This is a genomic window from Schinkia azotoformans LMG 9581 (assembly GCF_000307855.1).
Lineage (GTDB): Bacteria > Bacillota > Bacilli > Bacillales > Bacillaceae_J > Schinkia > Schinkia azotoformans.
In genome coordinates, this window is sequence record NZ_AJLR01000146.1 from 194,944 (window position 1) to 214,095 (window position 19,152).

General features: G+C 35.8%; 24 protein-coding genes and 1 pseudogene. 22 read left to right on the forward strand and 3 right to left on the reverse strand.

What is annotated here, in order from left to right; all coding sequences use genetic code 11:
• Positions 1-55: 55 nt before the first annotated feature.
• Entirely contained in the window at positions 56-562 is a 507-nt protein-coding gene (locus tag BAZO_RS17195) for a hypothetical protein (RefSeq protein WP_004432145.1), read from the reverse strand.
• 244 nt (positions 563-806) lie between these two features.
• On the opposite strand from BAZO_RS17195, the gene BAZO_RS21325 reads away from it, so the two are divergent.
• From BAZO_RS21325 to BAZO_RS22785, 16 genes and pseudogenes are all read left to right on the forward strand, one after another.
• The gene (locus tag BAZO_RS21325) at positions 807-1,229 is read left to right on the forward strand and encodes a DUF5661 family protein (RefSeq protein ID WP_004432146.1); all 423 of its coding nucleotides are present in this window, start codon (positions 807-809) and stop codon (positions 1,227-1,229) included.
• A gap of 212 nt (positions 1,230-1,441) precedes the next feature.
• Positions 1,442-1,933: a CDP-diacylglycerol--serine O-phosphatidyltransferase gene (pssA, locus tag BAZO_RS17205; RefSeq protein WP_004432147.1), complete on the forward strand. Its 492-nt coding sequence runs from the start codon at positions 1,442-1,444 to the stop codon at positions 1,931-1,933.
• Positions 1,934-1,950: 17 nt separating this feature from the next.
• Entirely contained in the window at positions 1,951-2,562 is a 612-nt protein-coding gene (locus BAZO_RS17210) for a DedA family protein (RefSeq protein WP_039957662.1), read from the forward strand.
• A gap of 366 nt (positions 2,563-2,928) precedes the next feature.
• Complete coding sequence (locus BAZO_RS21915) at positions 2,929-3,117, forward strand: ATP-binding protein (RefSeq protein ID WP_407697183.1); 189 nt, start codon at positions 2,929-2,931, stop codon at positions 3,115-3,117.
• 194 nt (positions 3,118-3,311) lie between these two features.
• A complete protein-coding gene (locus BAZO_RS17215; protein WP_004432151.1) occupies positions 3,312-3,614 on the forward strand; it encodes a hypothetical protein in 303 nt (100 codons plus the stop codon).
• A gap of 263 nt (positions 3,615-3,877) precedes the next feature.
• The gene (locus tag BAZO_RS17220; protein ID WP_004432153.1) at positions 3,878-4,333 is read left to right on the forward strand and encodes an OsmC family protein; all 456 of its coding nucleotides are present in this window, start codon (positions 3,878-3,880) and stop codon (positions 4,331-4,333) included.
• Between the two features lie 93 nt (positions 4,334-4,426).
• Positions 4,427-4,565, forward strand: a pseudogene (locus tag BAZO_RS23525) (cupredoxin domain-containing protein); the annotation flags it as partial.
• A gap of 101 nt (positions 4,566-4,666) precedes the next feature.
• Positions 4,667-5,008: a metal-sensitive transcriptional regulator gene (locus BAZO_RS17225; RefSeq protein ID WP_004432154.1), complete on the forward strand. Its 342-nt coding sequence runs from the start codon at positions 4,667-4,669 to the stop codon at positions 5,006-5,008.
• A 13-nt stretch (positions 5,009-5,021) separates the two neighbouring features.
• Positions 5,022-5,228, forward strand: a complete 207-nt coding sequence (gene copZ, locus BAZO_RS17230; RefSeq protein WP_004432155.1) for a copper chaperone CopZ — start codon at positions 5,022-5,024, stop codon at positions 5,226-5,228.
• A gap of 76 nt (positions 5,229-5,304) precedes the next feature.
• Positions 5,305-7,719 carry a heavy metal translocating P-type ATPase gene (locus BAZO_RS17235; protein WP_004432156.1) on the forward strand — a complete coding sequence of 805 codons (2,415 nt, stop codon included), beginning with the start codon at positions 5,305-5,307 and terminating at the stop codon, positions 7,717-7,719.
• A gap of 14 nt (positions 7,720-7,733) precedes the next feature.
• Positions 7,734-7,865, forward strand: coding sequence for a hypothetical protein (locus tag BAZO_RS23235; protein WP_267880052.1), 132 nt, complete (start codon positions 7,734-7,736; stop codon positions 7,863-7,865).
• Between the two features lie 221 nt (positions 7,866-8,086).
• Positions 8,087-8,320: an SHOCT domain-containing protein gene (locus tag BAZO_RS17240; protein WP_004432157.1), complete on the forward strand. Its 234-nt coding sequence runs from the start codon at positions 8,087-8,089 to the stop codon at positions 8,318-8,320.
• 57 nt (positions 8,321-8,377) lie between these two features.
• Complete coding sequence (locus tag BAZO_RS17245; protein ID WP_004432158.1) at positions 8,378-9,109, forward strand: urease accessory protein UreH domain-containing protein; 732 nt, start codon at positions 8,378-8,380, stop codon at positions 9,107-9,109.
• 29 nt (positions 9,110-9,138) lie between these two features.
• On the forward strand, positions 9,139-10,521 hold the full coding sequence (locus BAZO_RS17250; protein WP_004432159.1) for a sensor histidine kinase: 1,383 nt from the start codon (positions 9,139-9,141) through the stop codon (positions 10,519-10,521).
• The gene (locus BAZO_RS17255; RefSeq protein ID WP_004432160.1) at positions 10,518-11,183 is read left to right on the forward strand and encodes a response regulator transcription factor; all 666 of its coding nucleotides are present in this window, start codon (positions 10,518-10,520) and stop codon (positions 11,181-11,183) included. The genes BAZO_RS17250 and BAZO_RS17255 overlap by 4 nt, the downstream gene beginning before the upstream one ends.
• A 98-nt stretch (positions 11,184-11,281) precedes the next feature.
• On the forward strand, positions 11,282-11,833 hold the full coding sequence (locus tag BAZO_RS22785; RefSeq protein WP_211208565.1) for a CueP family metal-binding protein: 552 nt from the start codon (positions 11,282-11,284) through the stop codon (positions 11,831-11,833).
• A gap of 35 nt (positions 11,834-11,868) precedes the next feature.
• On the opposite strand, the gene BAZO_RS17270 is transcribed toward BAZO_RS22785, so the two are convergent.
• Positions 11,869-12,762 carry a LysR family transcriptional regulator gene (locus BAZO_RS17270; protein WP_004432161.1) on the reverse strand — a complete coding sequence of 298 codons (894 nt, stop codon included), beginning with the start codon at positions 12,760-12,762 and terminating at the stop codon, positions 11,869-11,871.
• A gap of 99 nt (positions 12,763-12,861) precedes the next feature.
• On the opposite strand from BAZO_RS17270, the gene BAZO_RS17275 reads away from it, so the two are divergent.
• On the forward strand, positions 12,862-13,626 hold the full coding sequence (locus BAZO_RS17275; protein ID WP_004432162.1) for a sulfite exporter TauE/SafE family protein: 765 nt from the start codon (positions 12,862-12,864) through the stop codon (positions 13,624-13,626).
• A 270-nt stretch (positions 13,627-13,896) separates the two neighbouring features.
• On the opposite strand, the gene BAZO_RS17280 is transcribed toward BAZO_RS17275, so the two are convergent.
• A complete protein-coding gene (locus tag BAZO_RS17280; protein ID WP_004432163.1) occupies positions 13,897-15,318 on the reverse strand; it encodes an NAD(P)/FAD-dependent oxidoreductase in 1,422 nt (473 codons plus the stop codon).
• A 404-nt stretch (positions 15,319-15,722) separates the two neighbouring features.
• On the opposite strand from BAZO_RS17280, the gene BAZO_RS17285 reads away from it, so the two are divergent.
• From BAZO_RS17285 to BAZO_RS17305, 5 genes are all read left to right on the forward strand, one after another.
• Positions 15,723-16,019 (forward strand): rhodanese-like domain-containing protein, encoded by a 297-nt coding sequence (locus BAZO_RS17285; RefSeq protein WP_004432164.1) that lies wholly within the window; start codon positions 15,723-15,725, stop codon positions 16,017-16,019.
• A 72-nt stretch (positions 16,020-16,091) separates the two neighbouring features.
• On the forward strand, positions 16,092-16,667 hold the full coding sequence (locus BAZO_RS17290; protein WP_004432165.1) for a sulfurtransferase TusA family protein: 576 nt from the start codon (positions 16,092-16,094) through the stop codon (positions 16,665-16,667).
• 25 nt (positions 16,668-16,692) lie between these two features.
• Positions 16,693-17,088, forward strand: a complete 396-nt coding sequence (locus BAZO_RS17295; RefSeq protein WP_004432166.1) for a DsrE/DsrF/DrsH-like family protein — start codon at positions 16,693-16,695, stop codon at positions 17,086-17,088.
• A 46-nt stretch (positions 17,089-17,134) separates the two neighbouring features.
• Entirely contained in the window at positions 17,135-18,268 is a 1,134-nt protein-coding gene (locus BAZO_RS17300; protein ID WP_004432168.1) for an MBL fold metallo-hydrolase, read from the forward strand.
• A gap of 59 nt (positions 18,269-18,327) precedes the next feature.
• Positions 18,328-19,104, forward strand: a complete 777-nt coding sequence (locus BAZO_RS17305) for a sulfite exporter TauE/SafE family protein (RefSeq protein ID WP_004432171.1) — start codon at positions 18,328-18,330, stop codon at positions 19,102-19,104.
• The last annotated feature ends 48 nt before the right edge of the window (positions 19,105-19,152 follow it).

The window sequence follows — 19,152 nt, forward strand, 5'->3', positions numbered from 1 at the left end:
GCTACCGTAGGCGGCACAAATAGTAATGGAAAATGGTATATGGCTTTACCACTTTTTATAGACGTGGAACAGCTTGGATATTTTCCACCTTTGAACGGATAGACTCCCACTCGGCTCCAAAAAGCTCCTTACCAATTCTTATAGATTTATTGATTCTTATAGAAATTTGAGAGTTTAAATAACGACTTTGTTCTACTAAATAGTTGGTATCTGGAGATGCACCTTTTACGGCTAATTCAAAATTTGGGAGGATTTGTGCCTCGCTAATTCTTAATGTGTCAAGGTCAAAAACAAGCATTTCCTTAGCCATTGAAATCGATTCGCCAGTTAGTATCCTATTGATCGTTCCATTAATCGCATCAAACCCGTATCCAATATCAGCAACTGTTGCGTGGTAGGGATTAAGTCCCGGAGCAGTTCTGATGGAAGGCACCGACCGAAAACCGGTGGTAATGGAACATACAACTTCTTTAGCAGCCATTCCTTTTTCTAAAGAGTGATAAATTGCACCAAGATAGGTATCCCTTTCATTTGTGTACCATTTTGAATAACTGGACGGCATTCTTCATCCCCCATTTTAAGTTTAAATAGGATATCATTCTTTGTTGACACTAACATATGCGGTCAAAACATATATAGAACAATTATATATTCATAAAATGTTCTATATTAGTGTCTCAAAGTTGTATCATTAAAATTATTATAGCAAGGTATCATAAGCAGAAAGTAAAAATTATAATTTGAATGTTTCTTTAAAGTGTAGTTAACATATATTATTGGTAATAACTTTATAGGAGTGGATTATGATGTACTACTCTAATAATCCGTATATGAATCGTTTCGTTAATTCTAACTACGGTATGGATACTACTCATCAAACCAATAGAAATCTGGTTAACCAATATCCACCAAGGATTTATTCTAATAATACTCCAACAAATAAATGGAACAGGGCTAGAACTAGCTTTTCTAAAGAGGAAGCGGCAGCAATAGCTTTACTTTTAGGTATTGATTTTACTAAAAGTAAGTTTGATTTAAATGAATTTTGGATGGGAGTAAATATTGAGCTTGAACATGGAAATCAATCAAGCCAAACCAATGTTACTGGGGATGACCCTATAATAACTGGGAAAATCGCATTGGCTCACCTTAACGAGTTTCCTGATTATTATAAAAGATTAAAAGTGCTTGAAGAAGAAGCAAAAGCATATTGGAACAAAGTTCAATAGGTTAATGCGAAAAAAAGGTAAATGATAATGAGGTGTCTTAATCTTGGAGTTCATTATCCAAGCGATATATTAGCAGGGTACTTCCTCAGTGTATTATGGTTAACCACTGCAATATGGTTTTATCAGCAATACCAGGAAAGACATATTAATAAGAAAACCATAAGGAACAAAAACTAATTAAATGTCGAAGCATCAAAGTTAGGAGGAGTATTTTGTTCAGTCAAGTAGCAAAAGCAATACCTAATTTATTTACAATGGGAAATTTATTGTGTGGTGTTCTTTCCATTACCTGTATTATGAGTGGCTTTTTAGAAGTAGCATGCATCCTCATTTTCTTTTCAGCTATTTTTGATCTTCTTGACGGAAGAATTGCTAGAGGGTTAAAAGTTAACAGTGAACTAGGTGTTCAATTGGATTCCTTGGCTGATATTGTTAGTTTTGGTGTTGCTCCAGCACTTGTATTTCATGCAATAGCAGAGCCATCTATTTTAACTTCCTTGGCATTTATCCTTTTTCCAATAATGGGGGCGTTAAGGTTAGCAAGGTTTAATGTTAAACCAACAATTGGATATTTTAGAGGATTGCCTATTCCTGCTGCTGGACTACCGCTCGCTGCAATGGGATTCTTTTCATACAGCAATGCATGGATCACCTTAGTCCTTGCTATTTTAATGGTGACTCCCATTAGAGTTAAAAAACTTTAATACTTAGGTGGGAAATAATGATGCAACATATAAATTTCCTAATTGAGCATTTTGGATATATAGGAATCATTGTAGTGTTAATTGGCGGTATTGTGGGTCTTCCGATACCTGATGAGGTTCTATTAACATACGTTGGCTATAATGTCTTTCAGGGTAATTTAAAATTCATCCTGTCTTTGTTAAGCGCGTTTTCAGGTGCTGCAGGAGGAATTTCACTTAGTTACTATATTGGTTACAGGTTTGGATTACCATTGTTGAAGAAATATGGACCTAAATTTCATATTACTGAATCTAAAATCAATTTGACAAAGAATTTATTTCGGAAAATCGGGCCTACAGTTTTATTCATTGGCTATTTTATTCCTGGAGTGCGGCATCTTGCGGCTTATATGGCCGCAATAAATAACTATCCTTTTAGAAAATTCATTGTATATGCGTATAGTGGGGCATTCGTTTGGACGTTTACCTTTATCACTTTAGGAAGAAAACTAGGGGAAAATTGGGGACAAGTAGAAATGTATGTAACCAAATACAGTCTTTATTTAATTTTGTTCATTGTACTATTATTTGTTTTTTATTATTTGTGGAAGATAAAATCTAAAAAGGTTAGTCTTGGCACAAAACACTGACTCGAAAGATGAACAAATAGAACTGCCACTGCTAAAGCAAAGGCACCGGTTGTATGGTCACTTGGAAACGAAGCGTCTGCCGCATGGGTCAATAATAAATTGACCTTATGTGTGACAAAAGGGCGAGATTCAAAATAAATATGTCCAATGACGAAGTTAATGAGTAATCCAAGAACACCGGTAATCGTAGCGTAAACGACTGTTTGTTTATACTGATCTTTTCCGAAAACCCAAATGAGCACCTAGACAACGGCATAGATGAGCAACGCGTTGTTTGTCACACCGACCATTAGTCCATCTAAAAAAGGGTGATGACCTGCCCATTGATTAATCGATTTAAATAGATTGTAGTTCATTCAGGAGGAAATTAAGAATATTTTTGAACGCTTTTACCGGGTGGATAAGGCAAGGAGCAGGGAAACTGGAGGTTCCGGCTTAGGACTCTATATTGCGAAAAGCATCATAAAACTGCATAAAGGTGAAATTAAAATAAAAAGTAAAGAGAAAGAAGGAACGGAGGTCGAATTGATTTTGTCTGCCAGCTTAGAATTTTGAAGTAAAAGGGATATTCAGCAAGCTAATCTGGACATCCCTTTTTGGAGTTTAAGCATTTTTGGCTTTAAAATTGCTGAACTAATGATGGCTTATCCTAACCAAATAATTGTATCCCTTGTTCCACTAACTGCACCATAATTCAATAGGATGGGTCTTATGGTAATATAAAATTGTTTAGGGGGGGATGTTATGATATGAGAAAATGGTTTTTATCAGGATTATTACTGGTTTTTATTTCAATAATAGCTGTTTGGGTAACAGGCTATGTAGAGTTTTTAGTTTTTTTTAATCTAATTGTAGGATTAATTAGTTTAGTTATAGCTTTTTATATACAAATAGGAATGGGTTGTTTTTATCGTTATAACGAGATTAGAAATAATCATGATCATGCAGATTACAAAGGGAGAAATCGCCTAAAATATAAATTGATTGCATTTGGCATACCGAATGTAGTGGTTGGTGAGACAATAAACAGAATATTTGATATTTGGACTTAGATTAATGATATTTAATTAACCGATGGTGTTTTTTGACTTATTTTTACTCTTATAAGAATCTGGAAGTTACTCAGCTAAATAGGTGCTTTAGTAAAGGAAGTCCAATCAAAAAGTGTAGATTTCTAAGTGGTTACAAATTGGGGATATAGCTTTTTACGTTTTTCACCACTAAAACTAAAACTGTGAACATTCAAAAAAGTATTTTACATAAGATGGTAAAAGTTGTATAATCCTATAATAATACTTGGAATGAGGTACTTATAATGAATGAAACAAATACTTTGATGAAAGTATCAGCTGTTGGGAAATGGGAAGAAGGAGTAAAAACAAACCATCATATTAGAGAATTTGAACCTTTTCTTATGGATGAACCGGTTGAATTAGGAGGCACTAATGTTGGACCTAATCCTATGGAATTTGTTGTCGCAGCACTAAATGGATGTAAGGGTGTAATGATTCCTTTAATTGCAAATGAACAGGGTTTTACTTTCTCAGGGATTGAATTTGAAACAACAGGGATTATTGATATTAGAGGTTTGATGGGTGAAGAAGGCGTAACTCCACATTTTCAGAAAATACGTTTAACGGTAAAAATAGATACAAATGAATCGGAAGAAGCAATTGGAAAACTAAAAATGGAAGTTGAAAGACGATGCCCAGTATTTAATTTGTTTTTAGATGCAGGAATCGAAATTTCATCTAAATGGAAAAAAATATAATACTATTTTAATAAATAAGCAAAAAAGGTGACATCCTTCATCAGTTATATAGGAATGTCACCTTTTTTATCGCCCATATAGAATTTATTTGTGAAAATTGAAAAGGTCAAAATCACATTAAAAAATGAGCTTCTTGCTCCTGTACCTACTCACTGGCACGGAATTCAACGCAACACATCCCGGTACGTATATGTACCATACACATCAAGAAGCCGTTAATCAAATGGATAAAGACAAAAAAAGTTAGTCTCTAAACAGTGTAAAAATTTTGCACAAAACACTTTACATAGGGTACTATGGTATCCTATAATGTGAATAAGGAGGGGAAGTGAGATGGAATCTGAATTCGAAAACGATGAATTGTTTGAGGATAATTGTTGCTCCCATTCAAATGAGCGAAAGAGTCATCATTCCGAGAAAGCAAAAAAGAATTTAGTATCCCGACTTAATCGGATTGAAGGTCAAGTTCGAGGCATAAAAGGATTAATTGAAAAGGATGCATATTGTGATGATGTTATTACACAAATATCAGCCACCCAAGCTGCTTTAAATAGTGTCGCTAAATTACTTCTTGAAGCACACATGAAGGAATGTGTTGTTGATCGAATTCAAGAAGGAGATATGGAAGTCCTAGATGAAGTGCTTGTTACAATTCAAAAATTAATGAAAAAATAAAGGAGACGTAAATATGGAAAAAGTAACTTTAAATGTACAAGGAATGTCATGTGGTCATTGTGTGAAAGCCGTTGAAGGAAGTGTTGGAGCTTTAAATGGCGTTTCTAACGTAAAAGTTCATCTTGAAAATGGTACAGTTGATGTTGAGTTTAATAAGGATGTAGTGACAATTGATACAATTAAAGAAACTATCGATGATCAAGGTTACGATGTAAAGTAATCAGCAAGAGCCGTGCTAAGAAGCACGCTCTCTTTTTTAAGATAAAATATACCCTATATAGGTATGAGGTGTTAATATGAGTGAGAAATTAATAGAAAGTCAATTTCAAATTACTGGGATGACATGTGCTGCCTGTGCAACTCGAATTGAAAAAGGGCTAAAGAAAATGAATGGTGTTGAAGACGCGAATGTTAATTTAGCTTTAGAAAAAGCGATGGTGAAATTTGATTCTACAGTCATGACCCCTTCTGATATACAGAAAAAAGTGAGAGATCTAGGGTACGACATCGTGACCGAAAAAAAGGAATTGGTTATTACAGGAATGACATGCGCGGCCTGTGCTACAAGAATCGAAAAGGGTATTAACAAAATGGATGGTGTTCTTGAGGCTAATGTCAATCTAGCCTTAGAAAAAGCATCTGTAGTATTCAATCCATCCATCATTGCAACCAACGATTTAATTCAAAAGGTGGAAGCCTTAGGCTATGGTGCTATCATAAAAAGTGACGATAATGAAAACGATGCTACGGATCACCGTCAAAAAGAGATTGAAAAACAGCAAGGGAAATTTATTTTTTCAGCAATTTTATCGCTGCCTCTTCTTTGGGCCATGGTAGGCCATTTTAGTTTTACATCCTTTATCTATGTGCCGGATGCTTTTATGAATCCTTGGGTTCAAATGGCCTTAGCTACACCAGTTCAATTTTTTATTGGTAAGCAATTCTATGTGGGTGCTTATAAAGCATTGAAAAATAAAAGTGCAAATATGGATGTTCTAGTAGCATTAGGTACATCTGCTGCCTATTTTTACAGTGTTTATTTAGCTATTCAAACGCTTGGAAGTAATGCTCATTCAGTAGGGCTTTATTTTGAAACAAGTGCCGTTTTAATCACTTTAATTATTTTAGGTAAATTGTTTGAAGCGAAAGCAAAAGGTAGATCTTCTGAAGCGATAAAGAAACTGATGGGCTTACAAGCTAAGAACGCAACCGTTCTTCGTAACGGGGAAGAGCTTATTATCCCACTGGAGGAAGTTACTTCCGGTGATATTTTATTAGTCAAACCGGGAGAGAAAATACCTGTTGATGGGGAAATCATCGAAGGTAGTTCTGCGCTGGATGAATCAATGATCACAGGTGAAAGTGTGCCGATTGATAAAACGGTTGGAGATACTGTCATTGGTGCAACTATTAATAAAAATGGATTCTTAAAAATAAAAGCTACTAAAGTTGGAAAAGAAACAGCCCTATCCCAAATAATAAAAATAGTGGAAGAAGCCCAAGGATCAAAGGCACCGATCCAGCGGTTAGCTGATTCCATATCGGGAATATTTGTTCCAATAGTTGTGGGAATTGCGGTTATTACGTTTTTAGTTTGGTATTTTTGGGTAGATCCGGGGAACTTTGCCGAGGCTTTAGAAAATTTAATAGCTGTTCTAGTTATTGCATGCCCGTGTGCACTCGGCCTTGCTACTCCAACATCTATCATGGCTGGCTCAGGTCGTTCCGCGGAATATGGGATTCTTTTTAAAGGTGGGGAGCACCTTGAGATGACACACCAAATAAATACTGTTGTTTTAGATAAGACAGGAACGATAACAAACGGTACTCCGGTTCTAACAGATGTAATAACTGATAGAAACGAAGAAGAATTCTTATCCTTAGTAGGATCAGCTGAAAAGCAATCTGAACATCCATTGGCTCAGGCAATAGTTGAAGGAATTAAAGAAAGGTCCATTCATTTGAAAGATGTTATGGATTTTGAGGCTATTCCAGGCTATGGTATTAAAGCTAATGTAAATGGAAAAGAAGTTCTGGTCGGTACACGCCGACTTATGAAGAAATACAATATTGCAATAGATCATGTGATCGAGAAAATGGAAAGTCTTGAAAAACAAGGTAAGACTGCTATGTTAGCTGCTGTTGATGGCACATATGCTGGACTTGTTGCGGTTGCTGACACTATTAAAGAAACTTCAACCTCTGCCATCAAGCGTATGAAAGATATGGGACTTGAAGTCATTATGATAACAGGAGATAACAAACAAACAGCAAGTGCAATTGCCAAACAAGCGGGGGTAGATCATGTAATTGCAGAGGTGCTACCGGAAGGTAAAGTTGAAGAAGTGAAAAAACTACAACAACAAGGAAAGAAAGTTGCCATGGTTGGGGACGGTATCAATGATGCTCCAGCACTTGCGACTGCGGATATCGGTATGGCTATTGGAACTGGTACAGATGTTGCGATGGAGGCAGCAGATATTACCTTAATTCGTGGAGATTTAAATAGTATTCCTGATTCTATCTTGATGAGTCATAAAACGATGAAAAATATTAAGCAAAACCTTTTTTGGGCGCTTGCTTATAACACAATTGGAATACCGATTGCAGCGGTTGGATTTCTGGCTCCATGGCTAGCAGGTGCTGCAATGGCATTCAGTTCTGTATCTGTTGTATTGAACGCTCTTCGCTTGCAAAAAGTAAAACTTTAGGGGGGAAACGTGTTATGAAAAAATGGGCGCTTTCAGCTATTCTATATTTTATCGTGGTTGTAGGCTCATATTATGCCTATACAGCAATAAGTGATACCCCGACTAAAGGTGTAGACCATTCGAATACGGAGCAACATAATCAGTAGATTTATTTATTGCATAAAAAGTAAGAGTATCTTAAACGAGGGTCCCTATTAATAAATAGTGGCCTTTTTCTAATCTTTCTCGAAAGTTTCTGCAAACTTTTCTCCTATACTTATGGTAATATAGTTTCTCCCACTTAGGCTAAAGTTTGATGTGAGAACTAGGATATATATGGGAATAATTTCTCGGAAATACATCATCAAAGGGAAGGAGACGGAAAATAATGATGAACTGGTTTGATCATTGTCTAGGATTTCAAGGAGGCGGAATGATGATGCTAGGTATGTTTATTTTTTGGGGATTATTGATTTTTCTTGGGGTCTATTTCTTAAAAACATTGCAGAACGGTAAAGACACGAAGGGCGGATCACATATTAATATTCTCAAAGAACGCTTGGCTAGGGGAGAAATTACCGAAGATGAATTCGAGCACTTAAAACAAACTTTATTAAAATGAGAGGGCACCTCTTATTTTTTGCTAAAATAAAAAGCATGGGTAGAGGTGAATATAATAATGTACGAGATTTTTAGTCAAATTAGCAACCTTTTAAGTCAACCATTTATGCGGTTAGCGTATGGATTTGAAGGGACACCGATACTTGCTGCATTGTTCTTGGGGGTAGTTGGAGCGGTTGCACCTTGTCAATTTACAGGAAATCTAGGGGCCATTACGATATATGGAAACCGTTCACTACAGAACAAGATTCCATGGCTCCATATTATTTGGTTTACCATGGGAAAGATGGTTGTCTTTTCAAGTTTAGGGTTGTTAGTGTGGCTGCTGGGGAGAGAATTTCAAGATTTATTACCATTATTTTTTCCATGGATTCGTAAAACAGTAGGGCCTTTTCTCATTTTAATTGGCCTTTTTATGATTGGGATCATTAAGATGACTTGGTTTATTACTTTAGGGGAAGTTCCTGAAAGATTAAAAGAAGGAAAATTAGGTGCATTCTTTTTAGGTGTTGGGTTTTCTCTAGGGTTTTGTCCAACTATGTTTCTCTTGTTTTTTGTAACTTTAATGCCTATTGTTTTTTCAGCATCTTACGGAGTCATTTTACCGAGCGTTTTTGCAATAGGAACATCTTTACCATTAATTATTGCTATTTTCTTAATTTGGTATTTCGGCATTAGTGGTTCCAACATGAAAAAGAAGGGACGAAAAGTTGGGGCAATCATTCAAAAGGTATCCGGTTGGATCATGATTGTTCTGGGCACATTAGATACGATTACTTATTGGTTTTAAATACAGCTATCTTCTTTAAGGAGAATACAATGAACAAACTATCTATCCGGTTAGGATTGTTGTTTTTTATTTTTATATTGTTAATTGAAACGATGCTTTTCTTCTTTTTATACCAAGGGATTATAAGTGAAAGAATTCAAAGTGAAACAGGAAATCTGCTTGCTAGGGGAACAACTCATCGGAATGTGTTGGAAAAGAACTTTCAAGAATCGACAATAGAGCATGTGGCATTAATGGAAACGGAAGCTGCAACAGATGTTGTTATTACCGATGAAAATAATAAAGTTATTAAATCGTCCAATGAAATAACAGACGGAATGCAAGAACTGATAAATAATAGTAAAGCACATCATTTTACACATCATGGAGAATTATTAGAAGACAGATGGAAAACGGAAAAATATATGGCGACTGTCAGCCCGATTGTTGTAAATAAAAAGGTTGTTGGATTTGTATTTATGTTCCTAGAGACTGTGCCTATCCGCAATATGATCCACCAATTAACCAATCAATTTATATTAGTTGGTGTGATTTCAATATTTATAACTTTGATTACAATCTTCCTTTTATCCAAATTTATTGTTTCTCCATTACTTGAGATGAAAAGGGTAACAGAGCAAATTAGTCAGGGAAATCATGAAAATGAGTTAAATACAAAACGTGATGATGAATTGGGAGATCTAGCCCGTTCGATTCAATTGCTATCCGATAATCTTGAGCGTCTTAAAAAAGATCGAAATGAATTTTTATCAAGTATTTCCCATGACCTTAAAACACCGTTAACCTATTTAAAGGGTTATGCAGATATTGCAAAAAGACCGAATCTTACAAATGAACAACGGAACGAATATCTAGCCATTATCAAAGAAGAAGCCGAAAATGTCGTTGCCTTAATAAATGATTTATTTGAGCTGGCAAAGATGGATGAAAATCAATTTACTATTCATAGACGATCAGTCATGTTGAATGACTTTTTAGAAAAAATTAGCCAGAAATTCCAGCCCGCTTTTAACGAGGCCAATATTATATTGCAAATTAAGTGTGCAGCCAATATTCGTGTATCAATAGATGCGGAACGGTTTAGACAAGTTATAAGTAACCTGTTGGATAATGCTTTAAAGTATTCACCAGCTAATACTACCGTAACAGTTGAAGTCAATCAAAATAAAAATGGAACGACCATTACTGTTTCTGACGAGGGAGAAGGGATTTCTGAAAAAGATCTTCCTAATATTTGGGATCGACTGTATAGAGTAGAGAAATCTAGATCTCGTTCAACCGGAGGAAGCGGACTAGGGCTTGCAATTGTGAAAAAAATTATTGAAGGCCATGGTGGTGAAATTTCAGTAAGAAGTAAAGTTAACGTAGGTACAACCTTTACTATTCATTTAAAGGACGGTGGTGCAAATTGAAAAGATTATTAGTAGTAGATGATGAAGTCAGGATGTTGCAATTATTAAAACTGTATTTAGAGCCGCATGGCTTTGAATGTATTACGAAGACAAGTGGATATGAAGCAATTAATTTCCTAGTGGATCATGAGGTCGATTTAGTTTTACTTGATATTATGATGCCAGAAATTGATGGTTGGGCAACTGCTAAATTAATTCGAGGTTTTTCAAATGTCCCGATTATCATGTTGACAGCAAGGGATCAAAGTTCCGATATGGTAAAAGGACTTGGAATTGGGGCCGATGATTATATAACGAAGCCGTTTGAGGAAGAGATACTATTAGCACGCATTCATGCATTACTAAGAAGAGTTAGTCCGCCAAGCAAGATAGAAGAAAACGGCTTGATTTGGGATGAGGGCAGTCATGAACTAACATATAATGATGAAGCTATCAATCTAACACCGAAAGAGTTTGAGATGATTGGTCTATTAATACATAATAAGAAAACGGTTTTTAGTCGCGAAAAGCTGATAGAAAGTATATGGGGATTAGAATCGAATACTGAAGGAAGAACGGTGGATTCCCATATTCGAAATATCCGTGATAAATGTAGAAAAGCTGGATTTCCGATTGAGGATCATTTAAAAACAGTATGGGGTCTAGGATATAAATGGGAATAAGTTAGAAATTTTGTCACAATAAATAATAGTATCTGCAAAGTTTCTGCACATAAAAAAGGTACTATATAGGTAAATAACAAAAAGGAGTTTTAATAGATATGAAAAGAAAAGCATTTGCTGCAATTTTACTGTCGACACTAGTAATCTCAGCATGTAGCTCAAATCAAGAACCATCACCTAGTACTGTCCAAAATAGTGCGACGCAGGAAAACGAAGTACAAAATATTAAGGAATTGGTACATGATTATAGTGTGGGTAATATTCCAGATCAATCTGCATCAATCACTTCTCATCAACTTATTGTAAGGAACAGCGACAAAAGTGAGTTAACATATGAATTACCAGAAGATGAATTTTTTGTTTCCATCGCTCCATACTTCGATCAGACCCATCCTTGAAGCAACCATAGCTTGACAGGTTGTCAAGGTGAATTGGTAGATAAAGAGTTTGCTGTATATATTGAAGATGAAGAAGGCAACGTGATCCTTGATCAGACAATGAAATCCCAAGCCAACGGATTCATGGATTTCTGGTTACCACGTGACAAAACGTATCAAGTAAAAATTGAGTACGATGGGAAAATAGCGGAATCGGAGATTTCAACGTTTGAAGGAGACAATACTTGTATTACAACAATGCAGTTGACTTAGCTAAAAACAAGCCCTACTCTGGGCTTGTTTTTGTTTTAGAGTACTTTCCTGTTTTCATTCAGTTTCTCTTTGATAAATGTAATAAAAGGTTCTGTCTTTACTTCCATTTTTCGTGTGCAAATATAGAGACTTTGAATGATCTCGATCCCTTCAACCCATACACGAGCGATCTTTTTATCTTTAATTTCGTTACTCACACTAAAGGAAGGGGCAAGTGTTGCGCCATAACCAGCTTCAACAGCTTTAATAGATTCATGAAGCCCTTGTAATTGGATTCCAATAGGCGGTAGAGAACAATTGTTAGAATAAAAAATAGCTTCAAGTAAGTCACGTGTTGAGCTTCCTCTTTCACGAAAAATAATCTGTTCACTTGATAAGTCTCCTAATTTTATCATTTTATTTGCCAAATGATGATCAGGATGGACGATGAACCAAAAAGGAATGGTCATTAATTCATCGAATAGTAGGTCTTCGTGTCCTGCGTTGCTTCTAACAACAAAACCAATATCTGATTCGTAATTTAGAACTTGTTTTTCTACATTCGCTACATTTCCAAGTGCAACATTAATAAAAATATGGGGATGTAGCAGTTTGTATTGTGCCAGCAAAGGAGGTAAAACATAGTTGATTGGGATGTAGGAGGAAGAAATATTCAATTGGATATTTCTTTCTTTAAAATCACTAATTTTGTTCTCGATATTTTGTTCTAATCGAAATAATCTTTGGCCCTGTTCATATATAAATTCACCAGCTAATGTTAATTGGATTCCCCTTCCTCTTCCCTCGATCAGTTTTAAATTTAATTCTTTTTCCAAATTGCGAATCTGGATCGTTACAGCCGGTTGGCTGATTAAAAGTTCGTTTGCTGCTAGAGTGATACTTTTATGTTTTGCTACGATTATAAAAATTTTAAGTGCATGTAAATTCATGTTATACCCCTTATATAAAAATTATTTATGAAAAATAGAAAAATATATATTTGTTTTATCAATAGTATACAGCTAATTTAGAAATAGGGGGGAGTTTAGGTGAGTGAATTAATCTTTTCTTTATTTTCGTTTGAGGCTGTCACATTATTCGGTATAGGTGTCGTTGCATCAATGGTAGGGGCTTTGTTTGGGGCTGCGGGTCTTGTAACCCTTCCAGCCATGCTCTTGGTTGGCATACCAATCCATACGAGTGTAGCTGTCAATAAGTTTGCAACAGGACTATCTGCGTTTACGAATGTGATGACCTTTTTTGTAAAAAAAGAAATATCATTTAAAAAGACAATTGGTATCATCATCATTGCTATTTGCGGTGGTATTTTTGGAGCTTTTTTAGCCACACTACTATCGGAAAACGTAATGAATATAGTGGCATGCTTTTTATTGGTTATAGCTCTAATAACCGTTTTATTAAGTAGAAAATATATTAATAATTTAGTAAAACAAGATAAGGAACAAAAAATCAATCGGATTATTCCATTTATTATAAGTATTTATGATGGAGGGTTTGGACCTGGGTCGGCTTCAATGAGTATTACATATTATTTAAAAAAGCAATTCAGTTATTATAAAGCCGTTGAATTTTCTAGAATTGTAATATTCTCCAGTTGCTTTGGAGCTTTTTGGTGGTATTTTTTTCAAGGGATCGTAGATTGGGCAGTTGCCATTCCAATAGCAATTGGTTCAATCGTCGGTTCCCATATTGGGATCAAACTAATTCCAAAGATTCAAATGAAATGGGTTCAAATTGCATTGCCCCTAATATTTATTGTACTAATTGCGCAAGTTATTTCGAATCTATCCTAATTGAACATGCTGGCGAAGGACATTATCTATTAAATAAGAGATTTTTTTATAAAAAAAGTGCTTACATTAGCCAACTTTTCTAATGTAGGCACTTTATTTATAACTTCCTAATGACGTGAATCATGTGGAGGGAATAAGGCCACTTTTAAGACTTTAAGAGTTAACGATAAAAACCTAAATAGTTGATAAATTTTACATTGCCTTATGAACAATGTTCTTCTTGTCGGTTTCATTTCATTAATCAGTTGCATAAATCATCTTCCTTTCACTTTATTCAGGTATCATACTCCAACCTAAGTTTCCTTTCATTTTATATAAGAATGCTGTGTGTAAAGAACGCTTAATCCATGCGCCAGCAAGTCCCACTTCTAAATCACAAACTTTAAGGTTTCGTCCGTACTCAGGATACTTTTCGTAGTCTGGAGCAACCGGGTACATTAAGATTGTTGAAGCTGAACCGTTCCATATTGATTTTCCTAAAGAAGCAATACATGCACCTGGCATTTCTGCCATAGATTCATAATGGGATGGGGCTTTGCCTTCAATCATATCGATGATATTAAAAGCTACTACACGGCCGATAATACCAGCAGCCATCCCCGTACGCGGGGCAGTTGCAGTAATCACTGTTCCATTTTTCGTTACATGTGGCTTTGAAATGGACCCCGGCGGAGCGAAAGCAATCCCAGCAGCAAATATATTTGGATAAAATGGTGATTGGTATGTGGAAGGCCAATCAGAAGCTTTCATTTCATTCCATTGCTTACCATAACCGCCATCTACCAACATAAAGCCTCCAGGGTTTGTAAGTTTAGATGTAACATCTTCGCCATTTTTATTAATATATTTTATTTTTGTTCCAAGAAATTGAGGGATTAGCATAGCAAAGTCAAATTCTGTTTCCCCCTCTTCGCCCTCGTAGTTTTCCCAAGTCACTTTTCCTTGTTCTACTTTTTTCACGGCTGTTTGAACTTGAAAATAAATCCCTTGTTCAGCAAAAAGTGATTTGAGGAATGCTTCGGATTTCATGACGTACCCATATTTTTGCGCATGGATACCACCAACACCTAAATCTCCTAATGCTGGTTCATTTGAAATCCACATAATTTTGGCCTTGTCTCTAAGTCTTCTTTTAACAAGATCGCTATGAATATTTGTTATATATTCTAATGCAGCCCCTTGGCATGTAGCTTGTCCGTGCCCAGTACCGATTAGAATGTTTACATGTTCACCTTTTTTCATTCGTTCAACCTTGTCTAAATAAGCATCTCTTGCCATTTTGGCATGATGAATATTACAGATAGAATGGGAATAACCATTGTCCGGTCCTAAGCCTTCAGTTCCTTCAAAGTTTAAGTGTGGTCCTGTTGCGTTGATTAAATAATCATAATTTACTGTTTGCTTTGTCCCATCTTTTGACTCAGTAACCACGTATTGTTCATCGGGATGAATTTCTCTCGCCCAGGCTTGAATGAATTTTATTCCTTTCTTTTTTAATATAGGAGCTAGTTCAAACATTGTTTTTTCCGGCTGCATTTGGCCAACTCCAACCCATACTAAGGAGGGTATATATGTGAATCTAGGCCATGGATTGATTACGGTTACTTGATGATCCTTGGTTAATTTTTTTCTTAAATACAATGCCGCTGTTTGTCCAGCAAAACCTGCTCCCAAAATGACAACGTTCGCCATTTTTATCCCCCTTTACATACCTGCTAGTGTATTTTATAATATTATATACCTAACAGGGTATAAATGGAATAGAAATTATAGATAAATTAAGAAAAATTTTAAAACTTCATCCATTTAAAAATCCTTCCTAAAAAAAGGGTAGAATAATGGTTATTCTCTGCTTATAATGTAACGATTAAGTATGATTAAACTACCAGGAAACTTTTAATATTCAGATAACAAATCGAATATTGACCATCCCAAAACATTGTTATTTTTATTATATTTTTTATATAGATATGTTGACTAAATACCGTATAGGGTATAAAATGAATATTGTTAGGAATATTAATCGCAGTAATGAGGTTTTAAAGTTTTGTATTAAAAAAGGTAATCACAATTAGACTAATTGGAGGCTCAAAACGATGAATGTGATAACTGCTAAACAAGTAGAAGAACTAATTAAAGAGGGAAAAACTCTAAATCTAATTGATGTTCGCGAAGCTGATGAAGTGGAAGCTGGGAAAATTCCTGGTGCAGTAAATATACCCTTAGGGTTAATCGAGTTTCGCATGAATGAGTTAGATAAAACAAAAGACTATATTATCGTGTGCCGATCTGGTGCTCGAAGTGGTCGTGCAACACAATTTCTTGAAAGCTATGGGTTTAAGGTGAAAAACATGACCAGTGGAATGCTCGCTTGGGAAGGCTCTGTAGAATAATTTTTTTACAGTTATAAATACCTATACCTGTAAGTATATATTAATAGTGATATCACCACATGGAGGTTTGTAATGAATAGTATAAAAGCAAATGTAGTAGTGGATGCAAAAGGATTATCATGTCCAATGCCAATTGTAAAAACAAAAAAAGCAATGAATGATCTTGAGGCTGGTCTTGTGTTAGAAATCCAAGCGACTGATAAAGGCTCAAAAGCCGATATTAAAGCTTGGTCTGAGAGCACCGGCCACCAATATTTAGGTACAGTCGAAGAAGAAAATGTATTGAAGCATTATATTCGGAAATCTTCGAATGACGATATGCTCGAAAAAAATCATCCAAACGTTATTAATAATGATGAACTTGAAATCAAATTAAAAGACAATGACAAAATTGTTGTTCTTGATGTAAGAGAAACAGCAGAGTTCGCTTTTAACCATATTCCTGAGGCTATTTCAATTCCGTTAGGTGATCTTGAGGGTCGCATGGGAGAACTAAATAAAGATAATGAGATTTATGTCATTTGCCGTACAGGAAACCGCAGTGACTTAGCTGCTCAGAAGCTTGATGAAAATGGATTTAGTAAAGTTTTTAATGTCGTTCCAGGAATGAGTCAGTGGACTGGTAAAACGACAGGATTAAATAAATAACTATACAATTTAGGAGGAATTTAAAATGACTAAAAAGGTAGCAATTATTGCAAGTAATGGTGGAGTATTTGATGCATATAAGGTATTTAATATCGCAACAGCAGCAGCAGCAACAGATATGGAAGTAGCGATTTTCTTTACGTTCGAAGGATTAAATTTAATTCATAAGGAAGCATACAAACAACTTCCGATGCCTGAGGGAAAAGAACATTTTGCAGAAGGATTTGCAAAAGCTAACGTACCGGCCATTCCAGAATTAGTAGAGATGGCGCAGGAAATGGGCGTAAGATTTATCGGTTGCCAAATGACGATTGATGTAATGGGTCTAGAGAAAGAAGCCTTTGTTGATGGCATTGATATTGGTGGGGCGGTAACATTTTTAGAGTATGCAAAAGATGCAGATATTACGTTGACGTTCTAAATCAACAAATTTTTTTACAAACAATAATACCTTTGGGGGTAAGTTGATGACTGTAAATATTTTGACTGCAAAACAAATCACTGAAAAAGTATTAAATAAAGAAAGTCTATTTATCTTGGATGTTCGTAATGAAACTGATTTTAATGATTGGAAAATTGAAGGGGAGAACTTTGAATATTTAAATATTCCTTACTTCGAATTAATTGATGGGATTGAGCCGATCCAAGATAAGCTTCCAACAGATAAGGAAATATTAGTAGTCTGTGCAAAAGAAGGTTCATCGATGATGGTGGCAGAGTTTTTAGATGAAGCTGGTATTAGTTCCTCTATTCTAGAGGGCGGAATGAAGTCATGGAGTGAATTTTTACACAAAACAAAGGTTTATGAAGACCAAGACATTACGGTGTACCAATTTGTACGTGTAGGTAAAGGCTGTCTTTCTTATATGGTTGTTTCTGATGGGGAAGCTCTTATTGTGGATCCGGCAAGATTTGTAGAACAATATGAAGCTGCTGCTCTGGAAGCGGGAGCGAAGGTAAAGCATATCGTTGATTCCCACCTTCACGCAGACCATATTTCAGGTGGTAAAATGCTTGCTGATATGACAGGTGCAGACTACTACCTGATGAAAAGTGAAGGAGCAACATTTGATTTCATTCCTTTAGAGGATCATGAAAAGATTGTATTTAACAACGTTACACTAGAAGTGCTAGCAGTAAAAACACCCGGGCATACACCGGGAAGTGTATCGTTCTTTGTAAACAACAAGTTATTATTCTCTGGGGATACGATTTTTGTGAGCGGCTTAGGACGTCCTGACCTTGGTAATAAGGTAAGAGAATGGGCAAAGGACTTATATAATACTGTTTATTCTAAGGTATCAGAGATTGCGGATGATGTGATTGTACTTCCGGGTCATTATGCTAGCTTGGATGATGAAATGAATGCCTCTGGTTTTATTGGGGCGACTCTTGGCGATATTCGGAAGCGTAACGAGAAGATGTTTAATACGAGTGAAGAGGAATTCCTTGACCAAGTTGAAAAATCAGCAAGTTCAGTAAAACCTCCTAATTTTGAAGAAATTGTCTCTATTAACCGTGGCATGGTGTCAGCAGACGTTGAAAAAATGCAGGAACTGGAAATTGGTCCAAACCGTTGTGCTGTTCACCACGCAGAATAAAGTGACAAAAAAGGGATCTAGTTTAGATCCCTTTCCTTAATAGGGGAGGAGGGAAATTCATGGATTTTGCATTTATTATTACGATCTTTTTAATTGGCTTTATTGGTTCCTATATTTCCGGAATGCTTGGCATAGGCGGTTCTATCATTAAATATCCGATGCTTTTATATATCCCGCCATTATTTGGTCTCGCGGCATTTAGTGCACATGAAGTCTCTGGAATTAGTGCAGTCCAAGTGTTTTTTGCAACAATTGGCGGAGTATGGGCTTACCGAAAAGGTGGCTATTTAAATAAAACATTGATTGCCTATATGGGGATTAGTATTTTAGTTGGAAGTTTTATCGGTGGCTATGGATCAAAGCTAATGTCTGAGGGCGGAATTAATGTCATCTACGGAATCTTAGCAGCTATTGCAGCGGTGATGATGTTTATTCCGAAGAAGGGCCTTGATGACATTCCACTTGATCAAGTGAAATTTAATAAATGGATTGCAGCTTCATTAGCTTTTATTGTCGGAATTGGAGCGGGCATTGTTGGTGCGGCAGGAGCTTTTTTATTAGTACCAATTATGCTTGTAGTGTTAAAGATTCCAACACGTATGACGATTGCTTCTTCATTGGCGATCACCTTTATATCATCGATTGGTTCGACTGTGGGAAAACTGACAACAGGACAGGTGGAATACTTTCCGGCACTAATCATGGTCATTGCCAGTTTAATAGCATCACCACTTGGGGCAATGGCGGGAAAAAAGGTGAATACAAAAATTCTGCAAGTAATTTTAGCAATCCTAATATTCGCCACGGCAGTGAAAATTTGGATGGATATCTTGTAATCTATGAATGTTTTAATTTTAAAGAGCCTAAACCCTTTGATAGCAATG